This is a genomic window from Streptomyces sp. NPDC055287 (assembly GCF_053646035.1).
On sequence record NZ_JBSHNE010000008.1, the window covers coordinates 181,339 to 198,187 of the forward strand.

The window sequence follows — 16,849 nt, forward strand, 5'->3', positions numbered from 1 at the left end:
ATGAAGCGACACACGATCGAACCCCGCCCCGGCTGGCAGCAGACCGTCGAGGAGCAGGGCCTCATCTATCCGCTGACCCGTTTCCCCGACGGGTCGCTGCGCCCGTACTGGGACGAGAGCGCGTACTACGAGTTCTCGCTGCCCGAGGTCGAGGCGATGGAGGAGGTCGTCGAGGAACTGCACACCATGTGCCTGGCCGCCGCCGCGCACATCGTCGAGCACGACCGGTTCGCCGACCTCGGCATCACGGACCCGCGCCTGGCATCGCGCGTCGCCGATGCGTGGCGAAGGCGCGCCGAACTTCCTTCCGTCTACGGACGGTTCGACCTCCGGTACGACGGCACGGGCCCCGCCAAGATGCTGGAGTACAACGCCGACACGCCCACCTCGCTGGTGGAGGCGGCCAGCCCGCAGTGGTTCTGGATGGAGGAGCGCTTCCCCGGCGCCGACCAGTGGAACTCCCTGCACGAGCGGCTCGTCGACGCCTGGAAGCGCCAGGCGCACCTCCTGCCGCCCGGGCCCGTCCACTTCGTCCACTCGGACGGCGACGAGCTCGGCGAGGACCTGATGACGGTCGCCTACCTGCGCGAGACCGCCCAGCAGGCCGGGCTCGCCACGGAGGCGCTGTCGGTCGAACAGATCGGCTGGGACCGGCTCTCGGGCCGCTTCGTCGACGGCCGGCTGCGCTTCATCCGCAGCTGCTTCAAGCTCTACCCGTGGGAATGGCTGACGACCGACCGCTTCGGGCCGCACGTACTGAACACTCTCGACAACGGCGGCGGCACCGGCACCACCTGCTGGATCGAGCCGGCCTGGAAGATGCTGCTCTCCAACAAGGCGCTGCTGGCGATTCTCTGGGAGCTCTATCCCGGCCACCCGAACCTGCTCGCCGCGTACCTCGACGGCCCGCGCGAGCTGGCCGCCCCGGACGGCCCCGGTTACGTCGCCAAGCCGCTGCTGGGACGCGAGGGCGCCGGCGTCACGATCCACGAGCCGGGGGACACCTCCCCGCCGGCCCCGGGGGGCCAGCCCGTCTGCTACCAGGAGCTGGCGCACCTCCCCGATTTCGACGGCAACCGTGTGGTGCTGGGCGCGTGGGTGGTCGAGAACGAGGCGGCGGGACTCGGCATCCGGGAGTCCTCGGGCCTGATCACGGACGAGTACGCCCGCTTCCTGCCGCACGTCATCCTCTGACGGCCGCACCGCCCGGTGCCGGACCGCCCGGTGCCGCGAGCGCCGCGTCGTGCCACTCCGTGGGTGGTCTCCGTTGCTCGACGGAGACCACCCACGGCGCGGCCGCAGGGCGCCTCCGCCTAGCTCGCCAGCACCGCGCCGAGCTGGTCGAGGCCCCAGTCCAGGTCCTCCTTGCTGATCACCAGCGGCGGGGCGATCCGGATCGTCGATCCGTGGGTGTCCTTGACCAGGACGCCCCGTTCCATCAGCTTCTCCGAGATCTCCCGGCCGGTGCCGCGCGACGGGGCGATGTCGATGCCCGCCCACAGCCCGCGGCCGCGCACCGCCTCCACCGCTCCGCCGCCCACCATGAGGCCCAGCTGCTGGTGGAGGTGGTCGCCGAGCTCGGTGGCACGCTGCTGGTACTCGCCGGTGCGCAGCATCGCGATGACCTCCAGCCCGACCGCGCAGGCCAGCGGGTTCCCGCCGAACGTCGAACCGTGCTCGCCCGGCCCGTACACCCCGAGCACCTCGGCCGACGACACGACGGCGGACACCGGCACGACACCGCCGCCCAGTGCCTTGCCCAGGACGTACATGTCGGGGACGACGCCCTCGTGCTCGCACGCGAAGGTCTTGCCCGTACGCCCGAGGCCGGACTGGATCTCGTCCGCGATGAAGAGGACGTTCCGCTCACGGGTCAGCGCCCGCACGCCCGCCAGGTACCCGGGCGGCGGCACCAGGACCCCCGCCTCACCCTGGATGGGCTCCAGCAGCACGGCCACGGTGTTCTCGGTCACCGCGGCCTCGATCGCCGTGAGGTCGCCGTACGGAACGATCTCGAAGCCCGGTGTGTAGGGGCCGAAGTCCGCGCGGGCCTCGTGGTCGGTGGAGAAGCTGACGATCGTCGTCGTACGGCCGTGGAAGTTGTTCGCCGCGACGACGATCTTCGCCGTGCCGTCCATCACGCCCTTGACCTTGTAGCCCCACTTGCGGGCCGTCTTCACCGCGGTCTCCACGGCCTCGGCCCCGGTGTTCATCGGCAGCACCATGTCCATGCCGCACAGCTCGGCGAGCCGCGCGCAGAACTCGGCGAACCGGTCGTGGTGGAAGGCCCGGGAGGTCAGCGTCACTCTGTCGAGCTGCGCCTTGGCGGCATCGATGAGCCGGCGGTTTCCGTGCCCGAAGTTGAGCGCGGAGTACCCGGCGAGCATGTCGAGGTAGCGGCGCCCCTCGATGTCGGTCATCCAGGCGCCGTCCGCCGAGGAGACGACGATGGGGAGAGGGTGGTAGTTGTGCGCGCTGTGGGCCTCGGCTGAGGCGATGGCGGCTTGGGTGGTCGACACGGGGTCTCCGATCGTCGAAACAAATCCATCCGGCGAGGGGCATGGATGGTGCCCCTTTCTATCGTCGCTCGCATGCCGGACGAAGAAACCATGCTTGGCGGTGCGGCGCTAGGGTGGCCGGTAAGCACGGCGACTGGCGTACGCGGAACAGACCGCGGGGAAGCCGTGCGGGGAACAGCACGAGGTGCCGCCCGCCTGGGCACCCCGGGATCACGACCGGACACTGACCGCTCGCCCCGGAGGACACGATGACTCTCCCGCTCAGCCACCCCGCCCTCTCCGCCACGGACCCCGAACTGGCCGCACTGGTCGGAGCCGAGGAACAGCTCCAGGCCGACACCCTGCGCCTGATCCCCAGCGAGAACTACGTCTCGCAGGCCGTACTGGAAGCCTCCGGCACCGTTCTGCAGAACAAGTACAGCGAGGGCTACGCGGGCCGGCGCTACTACGAGGGCCAGCAGAACATCGACCAGGTCGAGCGCCTCGCCACCGCCCGCGCCAAGGCCCTGTTCGGCGTAGACCACGCCAACGTCCAGCCCTACTCCGGCTCGCCCGCCAACCTCGCCGTCTATCTCGCCTTCGCCGAGCCAGGCGACACCGTGATGGGCATGGCCCTTCCGATGGGCGGCCACCTCACCCACGGCTGGGGTGTCTCGGCCACCGGCACGTGGTTCCGCGGCGTCCAGTACGGCGTACGCCGCACCGCGGATCCCGACACGAATGGCCGCATCGACTTCGACGAGGTCCGCGACCTCGCGCTCAAGGAGCGCCCGAAGCTGATCTTCTGCGGCGGCACGGCCCTGCCCCGCACCATCGACTTCGCGGCGTTCGCGGAGATCGCCCGCGAGTCCGGCGCCGTACTCGTCGCGGACGTCGCCCACATCGCCGGACTGATCGCGGGCGGCGCCCACCCGTCCCCGGTCCCGCACGCGGACGTCATCTCCACGACCACCCACAAGACCCTGCGCGGCCCGCGCGGCGCGATGCTGATGTCCCGCGAGGAGCACGCGAAGGCCATCGACAAGGCCGTCTTCCCCGGCCTCCAGGGCGGCCCGCACAACCAGACCACCGCCGCCATCGCCGTCGCCCTCCACGAGGCGGCCCAGCCCTCCTTCCGTGACTACGCGCACGCCGTCGTCGCCAACGCCGGGGCACTCGCAGAGGCGCTGCTCGCCCGCGGCTTCGACCTGGTCTCGGGCGGTACCGACAACCACCTGATCCTGATGGACCTCACCGCCAAGGACGTGCCCGGCAAGGTCGCGGCGAAGGCCCTGGACCGGGCCGGGATCGTCGTGAACTACAACACCGTCCCGTACGACCCGCGGAAGCCGTTCGACCCCTCCGGCGTCCGTATCGGCACCCCCTCCCTCACCTCCCGCGGTCTGGCCGCTGAACACATGCCGGCGGTCGCCGACTGGATCGACCGGGGCGTCACCGCCGCGCGCACCGGCGACGAGGAAGCACTCGCCGCGATCCGCGCCGAGGTCGCCGACCTCATGGCCGCCTTCCCGGCACCGGGCCTCCCGACGGACTGACGTCCTTTACGCGTCGACGAGTTGACGGCGCGGCCCCCGCGGGCCCGGGTCCTGTGGGCCCGGATTCCGCCGGGCCGTGCCGCGCCGGACCAGGGCAACCCCGGCGAAGCCGACCAGGGTCCCGGCCGCCAGCCCCGGTATCGGCCACCACCAGGCCGCGGAGCCGGTGTTGCCGGCGCATGGCGAGCGCCACCCCGGCCAGGGCGGCAAGTCGTCGTAGCAGTCGCATGGTTCGTCCTCCCCCGTTGATGCATCGCTTCCCATCGCGGTGTCACTTCTCATACACCGCTCGGCCCCCGCGGGTTCCGCCTCAGCCGGGTCGGTCCGCGGACTCCGCGATGTCCACCGCCCGGTCCATGGAGGTCACGCCCTCGAGCCGCAGCGTCAGGCCCTCGGAGCGCTGCCAGAGCAGCGTCGGCCCCGCAGACCTGACCTCGCGCGCGTACGGACCGCTCGCCTCGTCCAGGAGCCTCAGCGTCAACCGGTGGCGCTCCGGGAACCACAGGGCCGTCCGCCCGTCCACCTCGGTGTAGACGGCGGGCACGGGCGTCGCCTTGTGGAAGAGCGGATCGATGGTCGCCCTGAACTCGTCGAGCCGGACCTCCCCCCAGCACACCGACAGGACGCGTCGGTCGGCCGAGACCGAAGCCGCCGTCGGCTCCCTCAGGCCGGCCGGCAGCACCGGGTCGAAACCTGCCCGCAGCGCCGCCTCCGCCACCGTCAGCCCCTGCCGGCAACCGGGCGGCCCGTCGCCGGGCCGCCCGGGCGGCGCCGAGGCCGTCGGGTCGTACCGCACCTCCACGCCCCCGAAGTCGAACCACTCCGCGACCGCCGCGCGCACCGGGGGCGTGAGCACCAGCGCGACCAGCAGCCCGGACAGCGCGGCGGTCAGCAGCCGCCACCTGCGCCGCGCCCAGGCCCGCAGCCGCTCACCGTGCCCCGGCGGCTCCGCCACCGGCACGGGCACCGCCTCCGCGATGATCTGCGCCAGCACCCGCTCGGCCATAGTGGCCCCGTCGACGTCCGGGACCCGCATCCCCCGCCCCACCCCACGCAAGACGTCGGCCAGGCACACCTCGGCCGCCCCGTCGGACGGAACCCCGCCCCGCTCGCTGCTCGCCTCCCCGCCCGTGCGGCCGCCCCGGGCAGGAAGGCGTTCCCCCTCCTCGGGCAGGTCGCCGGCCCGCTCCCCGGGAAGGCGTCCGGCCCGCTCCTCCGCCCCCTCCTCCCGTCGGCCCTCACTCATGCTCGTCACCCCCTTCCCCCGCTCCCGGCAGAATCCGGCCCAGCTTGCGCAGCCCACGGTTCAGGCGGGATTTCACCGTCCCCCGCGGCCATCCCAGGGCCTCCGCCGTCTCCGCCTCGTCCATTTCCAGCAGATAGCGGTACGTCACGACCCGGCGCTGGTCGTCGTTCAGCTCGTCCAGTGCGGCCAGCAGCTGCTGCCGGCGCTCCTCCGCCAGTGCCGCCACTGCCGGATCGGCCGATTCCGGTATCACCGGCGGCGCCCCGAGCAGCGCCGCCTCCCGACCCGTCGCGGCCCGCAGCCGACCCGCTGAGCGCACTGTGTTTCTCGTCTCATTTGCGACAATTCGCAGCAACCACGGCCGGAAGGCCGAGCCGTCCCTGAAGTGCCCCAGCGACTGGTACGCCTTGAAGAACGCCGCCTGCACCACGTCTTCCGCTTCCGTGCCCGCACCCAGCGCCACAGCCGCCCTGAGCGCGATTCCTGTGTAGGCGCGCACCAGTTCCGCGTACGCCTCGGGCTCCCCTGCCCGCACGCGCGCGATCACCGCATCATCGTCGATGCCGATGCGGCCCCCCTCCAGGGTCCCCTCCCGCGTCCTCACACTCTTGATACACCGGAGAACCGAGTTGGGTTCCACACCTGAGAGAATGAGTTCATGGCCTCTGATCGTCCTCGCGTGCTCTCCGGCATCCAGCCCACCGCAGGCTCGTTCCACCTCGGCAACTACCTTGGCGCCGTACGCCAATGGGTCGCCCTGCAGGAATCGCACGACGCCTTCTACATGGTCGTCGACCTGCATGCGATCACCGTTCCGCAGGACCCCGCCGAACTGCGCGCCAACACCCGGCTCGCCGCGGCCCAGCTGCTGGCCGCCGGCCTCGACCCGGACCGCTGCACACTCTTCGTGCAGAGCCACGTGCCCGAGCACGCCCAGCTCGGCTGGGTCATGAACTGCCTCACCGGCTTCGGTGAGGCCTCCCGCATGACGCAGTTCAAGGACAAGTCCGCCAAGCAGGGCTCCGACCGCGCGACCGTGGGCCTCTTCACGTACCCGATCCTCCAGGTCGCGGACATCCTGCTCTACCAGGCCCATCAGGTCCCGGTCGGCGAGGACCAGCGCCAGCACATCGAGCTGACCCGCGACCTCGCCGAGCGCTTCAACGGCCGTTTCGGCGACACGTTCACCGTCCCGGCGCCGTACATCCTCAAGGAGACGGCGAAGATCTTCGATCTCCAGGACCCGATGATCAAGATGAGCAAGTCGGCGTCGACGCCGAAGGGCCTGATCAACCTGCTCGACGAGCCCAAGGTGACCGCGAAGAAGATCAAGAGCGCGGTCACGGACACGGACACGGTGATCCGTTACGACGCCGTGGAGAAGCCGGGCGTCAGCAACCTCCTGACCATCTACTCCACGCTCACCGGCGAGACCGTGGCGGAGCTGGAGAAGAAGTACGAGGGCAAGATGTACGGCGCGCTCAAGACGGACCTCGCCGAGGTGATGGTGGAGTTCGTCACGCCGTTCCGCACCCGCACCCAGGAATTTCTGGACGACCCGGAGACGCTGGACTCGATTCTGGCCAAGGGCGCCGAGAAGGCCCGTGCGGTCGCCGCGGAGACCCTCGCGCAGGCGTACGAGAAGGTCGGTCTGCTGCCCGCCAAGCACTGAGCGCGCAAGCGTGACCAAAGTCCGGACCAAGGACTCTGGTCACGGGGGCGGCGAGGCCGCCACACTGCACACTGGCAGCAGCACACGCAGAGCACCGCACAGGACTACCGGACGACGACGGAGGAGAACGACGTGGGGACCGTAACGCTCGGCGTTTCGCTCGCGGTCCCGGAGCCGTACGGCAGCCTGCTCCAGGAGCGGCGCGTGAGCTTCGGGGATCCGGCCGCGCACGGCATCCCCACGCATGTCACCCTCCTCCCGCCCACCGAGGTCGACGCCGCGCTGCTGCCGGCTGTCGAGGCTCACCTCGCGCAGGTCGCGTCGTCCGGGCGCTCCTTCCCGATGCGCCTGTCGGGCACGGGTACGTTCCGCCCGCTGTCTCCGGTCGTGTTCGTGCAGGTCGTCGAGGGTGCGTCGGCCTGCTCCTGGCTCCAGAAGCGGGTCAGGGACGCGTCGGGACCGCTGGTGCGCGAGCTCCAGTTCCCGTACCACCCGCATGTCACCGTCGCCCACGGCATCTCCGAAGAGGGCATGGACCGGGCGTACGAAGAGCTCTCCGAGTACGAGGCGCAGTGGGCCTGCACCGGCTTCGCGCTGTACGAGCAGGGGGCGGACGGCGTGTGGCGCAAGCTCCGCGAGTACGCGTTCGGCGGCGGTGCGGCAGGGGTCGTGCCGGCCCAGAATTCCCCGATGGACCAGCCTGCGGCACCTTCGCTGCGCTTCTGAGCGCCGGGGAGCCCCTGCTCCTCGAGCGCCGGAGCGGCCAGATGGTGACGCGCGCGGGTGAAAAGTGGGTGCGTCCCGGCCGTCCGGCGTTCGAGGACACGCCCGGAGGGACCCCGGGAGCCCCGGAGGCAGCCCCCCGCGCTCAGACCGGCAGGCGCCGGAACAGCGGCCGCGGCACATGGCGCAGCGCCGACATCACCGCACGCAGCGTCCCCGGCACCCACACCGTCTCGGAGCGCCGCCGCAGACCTGCCTCGATCGCCGTGGCCACTGCCTCCGGCGTGGTCGCCAGGGGTGCCTCCGGCAGCCCCGCCGTCATCTTCGAGCGGACGAATCCGGGGCGTACGACCATCACGTGCACGCCCGTCCCGTGCAGCGCGTCGCCGAGGCCCTGGGCGAAGGCGTCCAGGCCGGCCTTGCTCGACCCGTAGATGAAATTCGCGCGGCGGGCGCGCTCGCCCGCCACCGACGACAGCACGACCAGGGAGCCGTGCCCCTGTCCCTGGAGTGCCTTCGCGCAGACCAGGCCGGCCGAGACGGCGCCCGTGTAGTTCGTCTGGGCGACCCTGACCGCCGACAGCGGCTGCTCCTCGTCGTGCGCCTGGTCGCCGAGGACCCCGAAGGCCAGCAACACCATGTCGATGTCGCCCTCGGCGAAGACCTTGCCGAGCTTCTGCTCGTGCGTCACGGGGTCGAGCGCGTCGAAGGCGACGGTCCGGACCTCCGCGCCCAGCGCGCGCAGCCCGGCCGCCGCAGCTTCGAGGGCGGGGGAGGGGCGGCCGGCCAGCCAGACCGTGCGGGTGCGGCGGGTGACCAGGCGGCGTGCCGTCGCGAGGCCGATCTCGGACGTGCCGCCGAGGACGAGCAGGGACTGGGGGGTGCCGAAGGCGTCCTTCATGAATGCGCTCCTGGAGGCTGGAATGCGACAGCGGGGAAATCCGCAGCTCAGAGGGAGAGGCGGCGGGAGAGGTCCGACGTGAAGACGCCGCGCGGGTCGAGCTCCGCGCGCAGCGCCCGGAATTCCGCCAGTCGCGGGTACATCGCGGCCAGCAGCTCCGGCCGCAGCCGTGAATCCTTCGCCAGGTAGACGCGGCCACCGGCCGCCACGACCTCCTCGTCGAGTTCGTCCAGGAACGCGCCGAGCCCCGGCAGTCCGGCCGGGATGTCCAGCGCGAGCGTCCAGCCGGGCACCGGGAAGGACAGCCAGCCCGGATCGCCGTCCCCGAACCGTTTCAGTACGGCGAGGAACGACGGACAGCCCCGCCCCGAGATGCGTCCGACGATCCGGCGCAGGGCCTCCTCCCGCCCGTGCCCGACGACGAACTGGTACTGGACGAATCCGCCGCGTCCGTAGATCCGGTTCCAGTGCGGGACACCGTCCAGGGGATGGAAGAAGGCGGACAGCTTCTGGATCTCGCCGGTCCGCGTGCGGGGCGCCTTGCGGTACCAGAGCGCGTTGAACAGGCCCACTGACGCCCGGCCGAGCAGCCCTTCCGGTACGAAGCCGGGCGCGGCCGGGAGCCTGCCCGGCCGGAACGCGAGCGGCGCCCGGCGGGCGTGCGCCGGGAGCGCGTCCAATGGGGCGTGATCCCCCCGGGTGAGCACCGAGCGTCCCATGGCCGCACCGCGCGCCAGCAGGTCGATCCAGGCGACCGAGTAGCGGTAGCGGTGGTCGGTGGCGGTGAGACGGGCCATCAGGTCGTCGAGGTCGGTGGCGCGTTCCGTGTCGACGCTCATCAAGGAGGTTTCGACCGGGAGGAGTTGGATGCTCGCGGAGAGGATGACGCCGGTCAGGCCCATGCCGCCCGCCGTGGCGTCGAAGAGGCCCGTACCGGAAAGCACGGTACGTACCTCGCCGTCGGCGGTGAGCAGTTCGAGCGAGACGACGTGACGGGAGAAGGACCCCGAGCCGTGGTGGTTCTTGCCGTGGATGTCGGCGCCGATCGCGCCGCCCACGGTGACGTACCGCGTCCCGGGCGTCACCGGCACGAACCAGCCAAGCGGAAGCAGTACTTCCATCAGGCGGTGCAGGCTCACTCCCGCCTCGCACACCACGACGCCCGTCCGGGCGTCGATCGTACGGATGCGGTCCATGCGGGTCATGTCGAGTACGGAGCCGCCCGCGTTCTGCGCCGCGTCGCCGTACGCCCGGCCGAGCCCGCGCGCGATGCCGCCGCGCGCACTGTGCGCCGCGCAATCGAGGACCGCGGCCGCCACCTCCTCGTAGGAACGCGGCCGGACCAGGCGGGCGGCGGTGGTCGGGGCGGTCCGGCCCCAACCGGTCACTTCCACTGAGGCGGTGTCGACAGGCATGTCGGTGACCGTATCGCCCCTAAACGTCAGGGTTCAGTAAATCGCCTGGTGTTCTGGGCGAATGGGTGATTGGTGGGGTGTCGTACCCAATTAACATGACTAGTCTGCTTAATCCGAGCAGAGTCGCCCCTGGCCTGCGCCCGGCCGAACGGCCGGGTCGCCGCTACGGAAGAGGGGTGACAGATGCGAGAGGTTGATCGCCGTCTGCTGTCGGCAATGCGGGACTGCGGCACGGACCCACGGGTGGCGGCCGCCGCCCGTGGGCTCTCCTGGTGCGGCGAGCACGGCGCCGTCTGGATCGCCGCCGGCCTCCTGGGGGCGGGAGCCGACCACGAGCGCCGCCACGCCTGGCTGCGCGGTACGGCGCTGATCGGCGCGGCGCACCTCGCGAGCATGGCGGTCAAGCTGGCGGTACGCCGCGCCCGCCCCCAACTCGCCGCCCTGGAGCCCCTGGTGAGCACGGCCGGGCGGCACTCCTTCCCCAGCTCCCACGCGGCGTCGGCGGCCGCGGCGGCGGTGGCCTTCGGCGCGCTGCGCCCCGTCGGGCACCACCTCGTGCCGCCGCTGGCCGCCGCGATGTGCGTGTCCCGGCTGGTGGTCGGCGTCCATTACCCGACCGATGTGGTGGCCGGCGTCCTGCTCGGCGGGATCACCGCTGGGCTCGGCGCGGCCTGGATGACCGGGCCGGCCGCCAAGGCCACGGCGGCCGCCGCCTCCGTGGCCGCTACCTCCTCCGTGGGTGTGACCGCCTCCGTGGGTGGGACAGCGACCGAGGGAGGCGGCGCGCATGCCTGAGCGCAGTAGCGGCGCCACCGGCACCAGGAGAACCGCCCCCCAGGTCACCGCCCCCGCCGCCGTCATCGGGCAGCCCCGCCGTGCCGCGCCACCGCGCGCGCCGAGGCGGCGGCCGCTGAGCCTGCCCGCCGGGCTGCTGCGCACCGCGCGCCCCCGCCAGTGGCTCAAGAACGTACTGGTCCTGGCCGCACCCGCCGCCGCGGGCGAGCTGGGGTCCTACCGTGCCGTCGCCGAACTCGTCGTCGTCTTCCTGCTCTTCACCGCCGCCGCGTCCGCCGTCTACCTGATCAACGACGCGCGCGACGCCGACGCCGACCGCGCGCACCCCGTCAAATGCCGCCGCCCGGTCGCCGCCGGGCACGTCCCCGTCCGCGTCGCGTACGCGGCCGGCGGCCTGCTCGCCGTCCTCGCGCCGACCGTGGCGGCCCTGCTCTGCAACGCGATGACGGCCGCTCTCCTCACGGCGTACGTCCTCATGCAGCTCGCTTACTGCGTGCGGCTCAAGCACGTCCTCGTCGTCGATCTGGCCGTCGTCACCACCGGCTTCCTGATGCGCGCGATGATCGGCGGCGTGGCGCTGCACATCCCGCTCTCCCGCTGGTTCCTGATCACGGCGGGATTCGGGGCGCTCTTCATGGTCGCGGCGAAACGTTACTCCGAGGCCGTGCAGATGGCCGGCCGCCCGGAGAAGCGCGGTGCCACCCGCGCTCTCCTCGGTGAGTACACCACGGGCTACCTCCGCTTCGTCTGGCAGCTCGCGGCCGGAGTCGCCGTACTGGGGTACTGCCTGTGGGCCCTGGAGAGCGGCGGCACGGCCAACGGCAGCCTGCTGCCGTGGCGCCAGCTGTCGATGGTGGCGTTCATCCTCTCCGTGCTGCGGTACGCCGTCTTCGCCGACCGGGGCACGGCCGGAGCCCCGGAGGACGTCGTCCTGCGCGACCGGGGGCTCGCCGTCATCGGCCTGGTGTGGGTGGCGATGTACGGCCTCGCGGTGGCCGATCTGTGAGTCCGGCCGCGAAGGGCGTCACCTGGGCGGAGCTGCGCGGCTTCGCGCCGGCCCCCGGCTGTGCGTGCGCCGTCCGCGCCGACACCGTCTCCGGAGCGGTCGTCTGCATGGTCCTCGCGACCGGCCTGCGATTCCGGGGCACCCGGACGCTGGTTTTCGCCCCGGCGGGTAGGCGCACGTCATGGACTGGCTGAAGAACCTGCCTGTCGTCGGCCCGTTCGTGACGCGGCTGGCGGTCACTCACGCATGGCGTACGTACGAAACACTCGATCGCGTCCACTGGACCCGGCTGGCCGCCGCGATCACCTTCATCAGCTTCCTCGCGCTCTTCCCGCTGATCACGGTCGCCGCCGCGATCGGTGCGGCCCTGCTCTCCGACGATCAGCTGCAGCGCATGGAGAGCAAGATCGCCGAACAGGTGCCCGGCATCTCGGGGCAACTCGACCTCGCGTCCCTCGTGGACAACGCGGGCACCGTCGGAATCGTCGCCGGAGCCCTGCTGCTCTTCACCGGCATCGGGTGGGTCGGCTCGATGAGGGAGTGCCTGCGGGCCGTCTGGGAAATGGACGACACCGACGAGGGCAACCCCTTCCTGCGCAGACTCAAGGACGCCGGAGTGCTGGCCGGTCTCGGCCTGATCGGGCTGTCCTCCTGGGCCGCCTCCTCGATCGGCTCGACAGCCGTCGACTGGACCGCCGAGCAGGTCGGCATGTCCGAAAGCGGCGCGGGCGGCGTGCTGTTGCAGATCGCCGCGCTCGCCCTGGCGGTCGGCGCGGACTTCCTGATCCTGCTGTACGTCCTGACTCTGCTGCCGGGGGTGCAGCCGGTCAGGCACCGGCTGATCACCGCGTCGCTCATCGGCGCGATCGGCTTCGAGCTGCTCAAGGTGCTGCTGGGCAGCTATATGAAGGGCGTCGCGGCGAAGAGCATGTACGGGGCGTTCGGCGTTCCCGTCGCCCTGCTGCTGTGGATCAACCTCACGGCGAAGCTGCTGCTGTGCTGCGCGGCATGGACGGCGACGCGGCACGACAGCGAGCGGGCCGCGGAGCGCGAGGCGTCCGACGCGGAGGCAGAGGAAGGGGAAGCGGAGGCGAAGGACGCGGAGGAAGCGGGCGGGGCCAGTGGGACCGGCGGGGCAGGGGAGGCAGGGCAGCCCTCGTCCAGTGGCCCCTCGCCCACCCGCCCCCCGTCCAGCGGCCCCCGGCCCGCCGGCGGGCCCCCTAGCGGCGCGGGCGGCGACGCGACAGGGCGGGCAGCGGCCAGCGCCGGTTGACCAGGAAGATCCCGGCGGCCAGTACCACCAGTACACCGCCCGTGACCGCGAGCGCGGTGCCCGCGCCGCTGGTGCCGTCGCCCGTCGGCGCGGCCCGGGTCGGCCCGTCCTTCGAGGCGGCGGTGTCACCGGTGTTCGCGCCGCCGGCCTTCCCGGCCTTGCCGCCCTTGCCCTTGCCGGACGGCGCGCCCTGACCCGTCGCGGCGGACTTCGGCGGCACCAGTTCACCGACCGGCGTGACCTTCCCGGACGCCTCGAAGCCCCAGTCGAGCAGGCGGGCCGTCTCCTTGTAGACCGCGTTGCTCTCGCCCGCGGACGGGTTCATGACGGTCACGAGCAGCACCTTGTCGCCGCGCTGGGCGACCCCCGTGAACGTCGCTCCCGCATGCGTCGTGTTGCCGTTCTTGACACCCGCCAGACCCTTGTACGGCTCGACGCCCCAGGCTCCGGTGAGCAGGCGGTTGGTGTTCTGGATCTGGAAGCTCTCGCGCTTCTTCCCCTTCTTCTTCTCGCCGGGGAACTTGGCGGTCGCCGTCGCGCTGTACTCGCGGAAGTCCTTCTTCTGCATGCCGCTGCGGGCGATGAGCGTCAGGTCGTACGCGCTGCTGACCTGGCCCTTGGCGTCGTAACCGTCGGGCGAGACGACGGTGGTGTCGAGGGCCTGGAGCTCTTCGGCGTGCGCCTGCATGTCCACGACGGTCTCGTCCCACCCCCCGTTCATCTCCGACAGGACGTGCACGGCGTCGTTGCCGGAGCGCAGGAACACACCGAGCCACATGTCGTGGACGGAGTAGGTGTGGTCCTCCTTGATGCCGACGAGGCTACTGCCCGCGCCGATCCCCGCGAGGTCGCTGTCCTTCACCTTGTAGACCTGCGACTTGGACAGCCGCGGCAGGACGGTGTCCGCGAACAGCATCTTCATGGTGGACGCGGGAGGCAGCCGCCAGTGGGAGTTGTGCGAGGCGAGTACGTCGCCCGATTCGGCATCGGCGACGATCCACGACCGGCCGCTCAGCTCCTTGGGGAGGACCGGCGCGCCCTGCCCGAGCTCCACCTGTGTACCGGGCAGCCCGAGTTGTGTGCCGCCGACCGTCGACATCGCGGCGGGAGGTTGTGGCTGCTTGGCGCCGGGCTTGTCGTCCGCCGGCGCCGCGTGCGCGGGCAGTGCGGTGAGTGCGGGCAGCAGCGCGGCGGAGAGGACCGTCAGGGCGGTCCTTTTAACGGCAGACACGATCAAGAAAGTACAGGGCGCGGATGTGGTTGCGGACATGGCAGGGGTGAACGGCCTTGAGTCGCTCCGCCCCGGCTCCGTACCGGTGTCCGAAAGTGCGGCCGCGCTCGGGCCCGGGCCGGTGTCCCCACCCCGGCGGCGGGAGCAGGGGGCCGGTGGCGATACTGGGCCCATGAAGCTCAGCCGCTCCGTCTCCTGGTTCCTGCTCGCCTTCGGGGTGTGGAGCTGGTTCATCTGGATCACTTTCGTCAAGAATCTGTGGAAGGACGGCAGCGGGCTCGCCTTCGACGACGCGGGTGACCCGACCACGTACTTCTGGGTGCATCTGCTGCTCGCCGTAACGTCCTTTCTTCTGGGGACGGCCGTTGGGGTGATCGGGTTCCGTGGTGTGCGGGCCCTGCGACGTGAGCGGAGCCAGGGATAACTGTGGTCGTCGTCTTCGTTCTCATCGCGCTCTCGGTCGCCGCCCTCCTGGCCGGGGCGCACTGGTACCTCTGGCGCAGGCTGGTCCGCGACACCACCGCGCCCGGCGGCATCGCCCGGCGGGCCGGGACGGTGGCGGCCTTCGTGCTGCCGCTGCTGGCGGTCGGGGCGCTGGTCGCGGGGCGGGCCGGAGCGCCGTTCCGGCTGCAGCAGGTACTGGCGTGGCCGGGGTACATGTGGCTTGCGGTGCTGATGTACCTGGTGATGGCGCTGTTGGCCGGGGAGGCCGTGCGGCCGCTGCTGCGCCGCGTGCTGCGGCGGCGGGAGTCCGCGGCGAACGCCGGAGGCGCTTCGCCCACCGCGCCCGCCGCCGAGCCCCTTGCCCCGGCACCGGCTCGCGGCTCCGGTACGGGTGGTGGCCAGGCCCCCTCGCGGCGCGGCGCGGCTGCGACGCCGGCTCCCGGCGACACGGACACGGTGACGGAGCCCGAGCCGCCCGCGCCTGCCGCACCCGCCACGAACGCCACCGACGGGCCCGGCGGCTCCACGGCCTCCGGGGACTTCTCGCGGCGGCTGTTCGTCTCGCGGGTGGTCGGGGCGGGTGCTGCCGTGGCCGCGCTGGGGACCGTGGGATACGGGACGTACGGCGTGCTCCGGGGCCCGCGGCTGAAGCGGGTGCGGGTGCCGCTGGCCAAGCTGCCACGTGGCGCGCACGGTTTCCGGATCGCCGTCGTCAGCGACATACACCTCGGGCCGATCCTCGGGCGCGCCCACACCCAGCGGATCGTCGACACGATCAACTCCGCACAGCCCGATCTGGTGGCGGTCGTGGGTGACCTGGTCGACGGGACCGTGGCCGACCTGGGCCGTGCCGCCGAGCCGCTGGCGCAGATCAAGGCCCGGCACGGAGCGTTCTTCGTGACCGGCAACCACGAGTACTACTCCGGCGCCGAGCAGTGGATCGACCATGTGCGGGAGCTCGGCCTGCGGCCGCTGGAGAACGACCGCGCCGAGATCGCCGGCTTCGACCTCGCGGGGGTCAACGACCTCGAGGGCGAGTCGCAGGGGCAGGGGCCCGACTTCGTCAGGGCGCTGGGGGACCGGGACCGTACCCGCGCGTCGGTCCTGCTGGCCCACCAGCCGGTGGTCATCCACGACGCGGTACGCCACGGGGTGGACCTCCAGCTGTCCGGGCACACGCACGGCGGACAGCTCTGGCCCGGCAACTTCATCGCCGCACAGGCGAATCCGACGGTGGCCGGCCTGGAGCGGTACGGCGACACGCAGCTGTTCGTCTCGCGGGGGGCGGGGGCGTGGGGCCCGCCGGTGCGGGTGGGCGCGGACTCCGACATCACGGTGGTGGAACTGGCTTCCCGCCAGGCGTAGCCGCCGACGGCGAGCGTTCCCGCCCTTTCCGAACCGGGGCGGGACGTCACAGCCCCGCGTCCCGTGCCAGTGCCACCGCCTCCGCCCGGGTGCGGGCCCGGAGTTTGCACAGGACGTCGCTGACCCGGTTGCGCACGGTCTTCTCGGAGAGCGTCAGGCGGCGCGCGATCGACGCGTTGTCCAGCCCCTGCGACACCAGCGTGAGGACATCCCGCTCCCGGTCCGTCAGCTGCGGGAACGCCGGCGCCGCCCGCCCGGCGGCCCGCGGCGACGCGAAATGCGCCAGCACCCGCTCGGCGATGCGCGGCCCGAACACCGCCTCCCCGCGCGCCACCCCCAGCAGGGCCCGGTGCACGTCCGACCCGTCCGCCTCCTTCAGCAGGTAGCCGCGCGCCCCCGCCCGCAGCGCCGCGAAGAGCGAGTCGTCGTCCTCGTCCATCGTCAGGACGACCACCGCCACATCCGGGTACGCCGTCGTGATCCGGGCCGTCGCCTCCAGCCCGCCCACCCCCGGCATCCGCAGGTCCATCAGCACGATGCGGGGCCGCAGTCGCCGCGTCTCGGTCACCGCCGCCGCGCCGTCGGCAGCCTCGCCGACGACCTCCACGCCCGGCAGCTGGGCCAGTACGCTCGCCATCCCCGCCCGGAACACGGGATGGTCGTCCACCACGAGCACGGTGACGGACACCGGGGCGGGGACGGGCACAGCGTCGGGCTCCGGCAT

General features: G+C 72.0%; 15 protein-coding genes, 1 pseudogene and 1 riboswitch. Of the genes and pseudogenes, 9 read left to right on the top strand and 7 right to left on the bottom strand.

Going from position 1 to position 16,849, the window contains the following annotated elements:
- Positions 1–1,194: a glutathionylspermidine synthase family protein gene (locus ACWIHY_RS15680; protein WP_454376200.1), complete on the top strand. Its 1,194-nt coding sequence runs from the start codon at positions 1–3 to the stop codon at positions 1,192–1,194.
- A 119-nt stretch (positions 1,195–1,313) separates the two neighbouring features.
- On the opposite strand, the gene rocD is transcribed toward ACWIHY_RS15680, so the two are convergent.
- On the bottom strand, positions 1,314–2,519 hold the full coding sequence (gene rocD / locus ACWIHY_RS15685; protein WP_454376201.1) for an ornithine--oxo-acid transaminase: 1,206 nt from the start codon (positions 2,517–2,519) through the stop codon (positions 1,314–1,316).
- 119 nt (positions 2,520–2,638) lie between these two features.
- Positions 2,639–2,727, top strand: a riboswitch (ZMP/ZTP riboswitch).
- Between the two features lie 40 nt (positions 2,728–2,767).
- Here rocD and ACWIHY_RS15690 point away from each other — a divergent pair.
- Positions 2,768–4,054: a serine hydroxymethyltransferase gene (locus ACWIHY_RS15690; protein WP_454376202.1), complete on the top strand. Its 1,287-nt coding sequence runs from the start codon at positions 2,768–2,770 to the stop codon at positions 4,052–4,054.
- 310 nt (positions 4,055–4,364) lie between these two features.
- On the opposite strand, the gene ACWIHY_RS15695 is transcribed toward ACWIHY_RS15690, so the two are convergent.
- Positions 4,365–5,300: a hypothetical protein gene (locus ACWIHY_RS15695; RefSeq protein WP_454376203.1), complete on the bottom strand. Its 936-nt coding sequence runs from the start codon at positions 5,298–5,300 to the stop codon at positions 4,365–4,367.
- Positions 5,293–5,904 carry an RNA polymerase sigma factor gene (locus ACWIHY_RS15700; protein WP_454376204.1) on the bottom strand — a complete coding sequence of 204 codons (612 nt, stop codon included), beginning with the start codon at positions 5,902–5,904 and terminating at the stop codon, positions 5,293–5,295. Before ACWIHY_RS15700 ends, ACWIHY_RS15695 begins: the two co-directional genes overlap by 8 nt.
- A 54-nt stretch (positions 5,905–5,958) precedes the next feature.
- Here ACWIHY_RS15700 and trpS point away from each other — a divergent pair, with 54 nt between their 5' ends.
- Together trpS and ACWIHY_RS15710 are read left to right on the top strand one after the other, a co-directional pair.
- On the top strand, positions 5,959–6,972 hold the full coding sequence (trpS, locus tag ACWIHY_RS15705; protein ID WP_454376205.1) for a tryptophan--tRNA ligase: 1,014 nt from the start codon (positions 5,959–5,961) through the stop codon (positions 6,970–6,972).
- 132 nt (positions 6,973–7,104) lie between these two features.
- Entirely contained in the window at positions 7,105–7,698 is a 594-nt protein-coding gene (locus tag ACWIHY_RS15710; RefSeq protein ID WP_454376206.1) for a 2'-5' RNA ligase family protein, read from the top strand.
- Between the two features lie 142 nt (positions 7,699–7,840).
- Here ACWIHY_RS15710 and ACWIHY_RS15715 read toward each other — a convergent pair whose 3' ends face one another.
- Together ACWIHY_RS15715 and ACWIHY_RS15720 are read right to left on the bottom strand one after the other, a co-directional pair.
- Positions 7,841–8,596, bottom strand: a complete 756-nt coding sequence (locus ACWIHY_RS15715) for a decaprenylphospho-beta-D-erythro-pentofuranosid-2-ulose 2-reductase (RefSeq protein WP_454376207.1) — start codon at positions 8,594–8,596, stop codon at positions 7,841–7,843.
- A gap of 47 nt (positions 8,597–8,643) precedes the next feature.
- Complete coding sequence (locus tag ACWIHY_RS15720; protein WP_454376208.1) at positions 8,644–10,011, bottom strand: FAD-binding protein; 1,368 nt, start codon at positions 10,009–10,011, stop codon at positions 8,644–8,646.
- 183 nt (positions 10,012–10,194) lie between these two features.
- Between ACWIHY_RS15720 and ACWIHY_RS15725 the strand changes: the two are divergent.
- From ACWIHY_RS15725 to ACWIHY_RS15735, 3 genes and pseudogenes are all read left to right on the top strand, one after another.
- A pseudogene (locus ACWIHY_RS15725) lies at positions 10,195–10,704 on the top strand (phosphatase PAP2 family protein); the annotation flags it as partial.
- 94 nt (positions 10,705–10,798) lie between these two features.
- Positions 10,799–11,812, top strand: a complete 1,014-nt coding sequence (locus ACWIHY_RS15730) for a decaprenyl-phosphate phosphoribosyltransferase (protein WP_454376209.1) — start codon at positions 10,799–10,801, stop codon at positions 11,810–11,812.
- A gap of 181 nt (positions 11,813–11,993) precedes the next feature.
- Positions 11,994–13,085 carry a YihY/virulence factor BrkB family protein gene (locus ACWIHY_RS15735; RefSeq protein WP_454376210.1) on the top strand — a complete coding sequence of 364 codons (1,092 nt, stop codon included), beginning with the start codon at positions 11,994–11,996 and terminating at the stop codon, positions 13,083–13,085.
- Here the strand turns inward: ACWIHY_RS15735 and ACWIHY_RS15740 are convergent.
- Positions 13,033–14,355 (bottom strand): D-alanyl-D-alanine carboxypeptidase family protein, encoded by a 1,323-nt coding sequence (locus tag ACWIHY_RS15740; RefSeq protein ID WP_454376211.1) that lies wholly within the window; start codon positions 14,353–14,355, stop codon positions 13,033–13,035. The two genes, ACWIHY_RS15735 and ACWIHY_RS15740, sit on opposite strands and share 53 nt — an antisense overlap.
- A 133-nt stretch (positions 14,356–14,488) precedes the next feature.
- On the opposite strand from ACWIHY_RS15740, the gene ACWIHY_RS15745 reads away from it, so the two are divergent.
- Complete coding sequence (locus ACWIHY_RS15745) at positions 14,489–14,740, top strand: SCO4848 family membrane protein (RefSeq protein ID WP_454376212.1); 252 nt, start codon at positions 14,489–14,491, stop codon at positions 14,738–14,740.
- Between the two features lie 2 nt (positions 14,741–14,742).
- Complete coding sequence (locus tag ACWIHY_RS15750; RefSeq protein ID WP_454376213.1) at positions 14,743–16,125, top strand: metallophosphoesterase; 1,383 nt, start codon at positions 14,743–14,745, stop codon at positions 16,123–16,125.
- Between the two features lie 46 nt (positions 16,126–16,171).
- Here ACWIHY_RS15750 and ACWIHY_RS15755 read toward each other — a convergent pair whose 3' ends face one another.
- Positions 16,172–16,849, bottom strand: coding sequence for a response regulator (locus ACWIHY_RS15755; RefSeq protein WP_454376214.1), 678 nt, complete (start codon positions 16,847–16,849; stop codon positions 16,172–16,174).

What these genes read in the sequence shown, in the direction of transcription:
- ACWIHY_RS15720 (WP_454376208.1), bottom strand. Translation starts at nt 10,011, where the DNA reads ATGCCTGTCGACACCGCCTCAGTGGAAGTGACCGGTTGGGGCCGGACC.
- ACWIHY_RS15740 (WP_454376211.1), bottom strand. Translation starts at nt 14,355, where the DNA reads ATGTCCGCAACCACATCCGCGCCCTGTACTTTCTTGATCGTGTCTGCC.
- ACWIHY_RS15755 (WP_454376214.1), bottom strand. Translation starts at nt 16,849, where the DNA reads ATGCCGGAGCCCGACGCTGTGCCCGTCCCCGCCCCGGTGTCCGTCACC.
- ACWIHY_RS15695 (WP_454376203.1), bottom strand. Translation starts at nt 5,300, where the DNA reads ATGAGTGAGGGCCGACGGGAGGAGGGGGCGGAGGAGCGGGCCGGACGC.
- ACWIHY_RS15745 (WP_454376212.1), top strand. Translation starts at nt 14,489, where the DNA reads ATGAAGCTCAGCCGCTCCGTCTCCTGGTTCCTGCTCGCCTTCGGGGTG.
- ACWIHY_RS15735 (WP_454376210.1), top strand. Translation starts at nt 11,994, where the DNA reads ATGGACTGGCTGAAGAACCTGCCTGTCGTCGGCCCGTTCGTGACGCGG.
- trpS (WP_454376205.1), top strand. Translation starts at nt 5,959, where the DNA reads ATGGCCTCTGATCGTCCTCGCGTGCTCTCCGGCATCCAGCCCACCGCA.
- ACWIHY_RS15730 (WP_454376209.1), top strand. Translation starts at nt 10,799, where the DNA reads ATGCCTGAGCGCAGTAGCGGCGCCACCGGCACCAGGAGAACCGCCCCC.
- ACWIHY_RS15690 (WP_454376202.1), top strand. Translation starts at nt 2,768, where the DNA reads ATGACTCTCCCGCTCAGCCACCCCGCCCTCTCCGCCACGGACCCCGAA.
- ACWIHY_RS15680 (WP_454376200.1), top strand. Translation starts at nt 1, where the DNA reads ATGAAGCGACACACGATCGAACCCCGCCCCGGCTGGCAGCAGACCGTC.
- ACWIHY_RS15715 (WP_454376207.1), bottom strand. Translation starts at nt 8,596, where the DNA reads ATGAAGGACGCCTTCGGCACCCCCCAGTCCCTGCTCGTCCTCGGCGGC.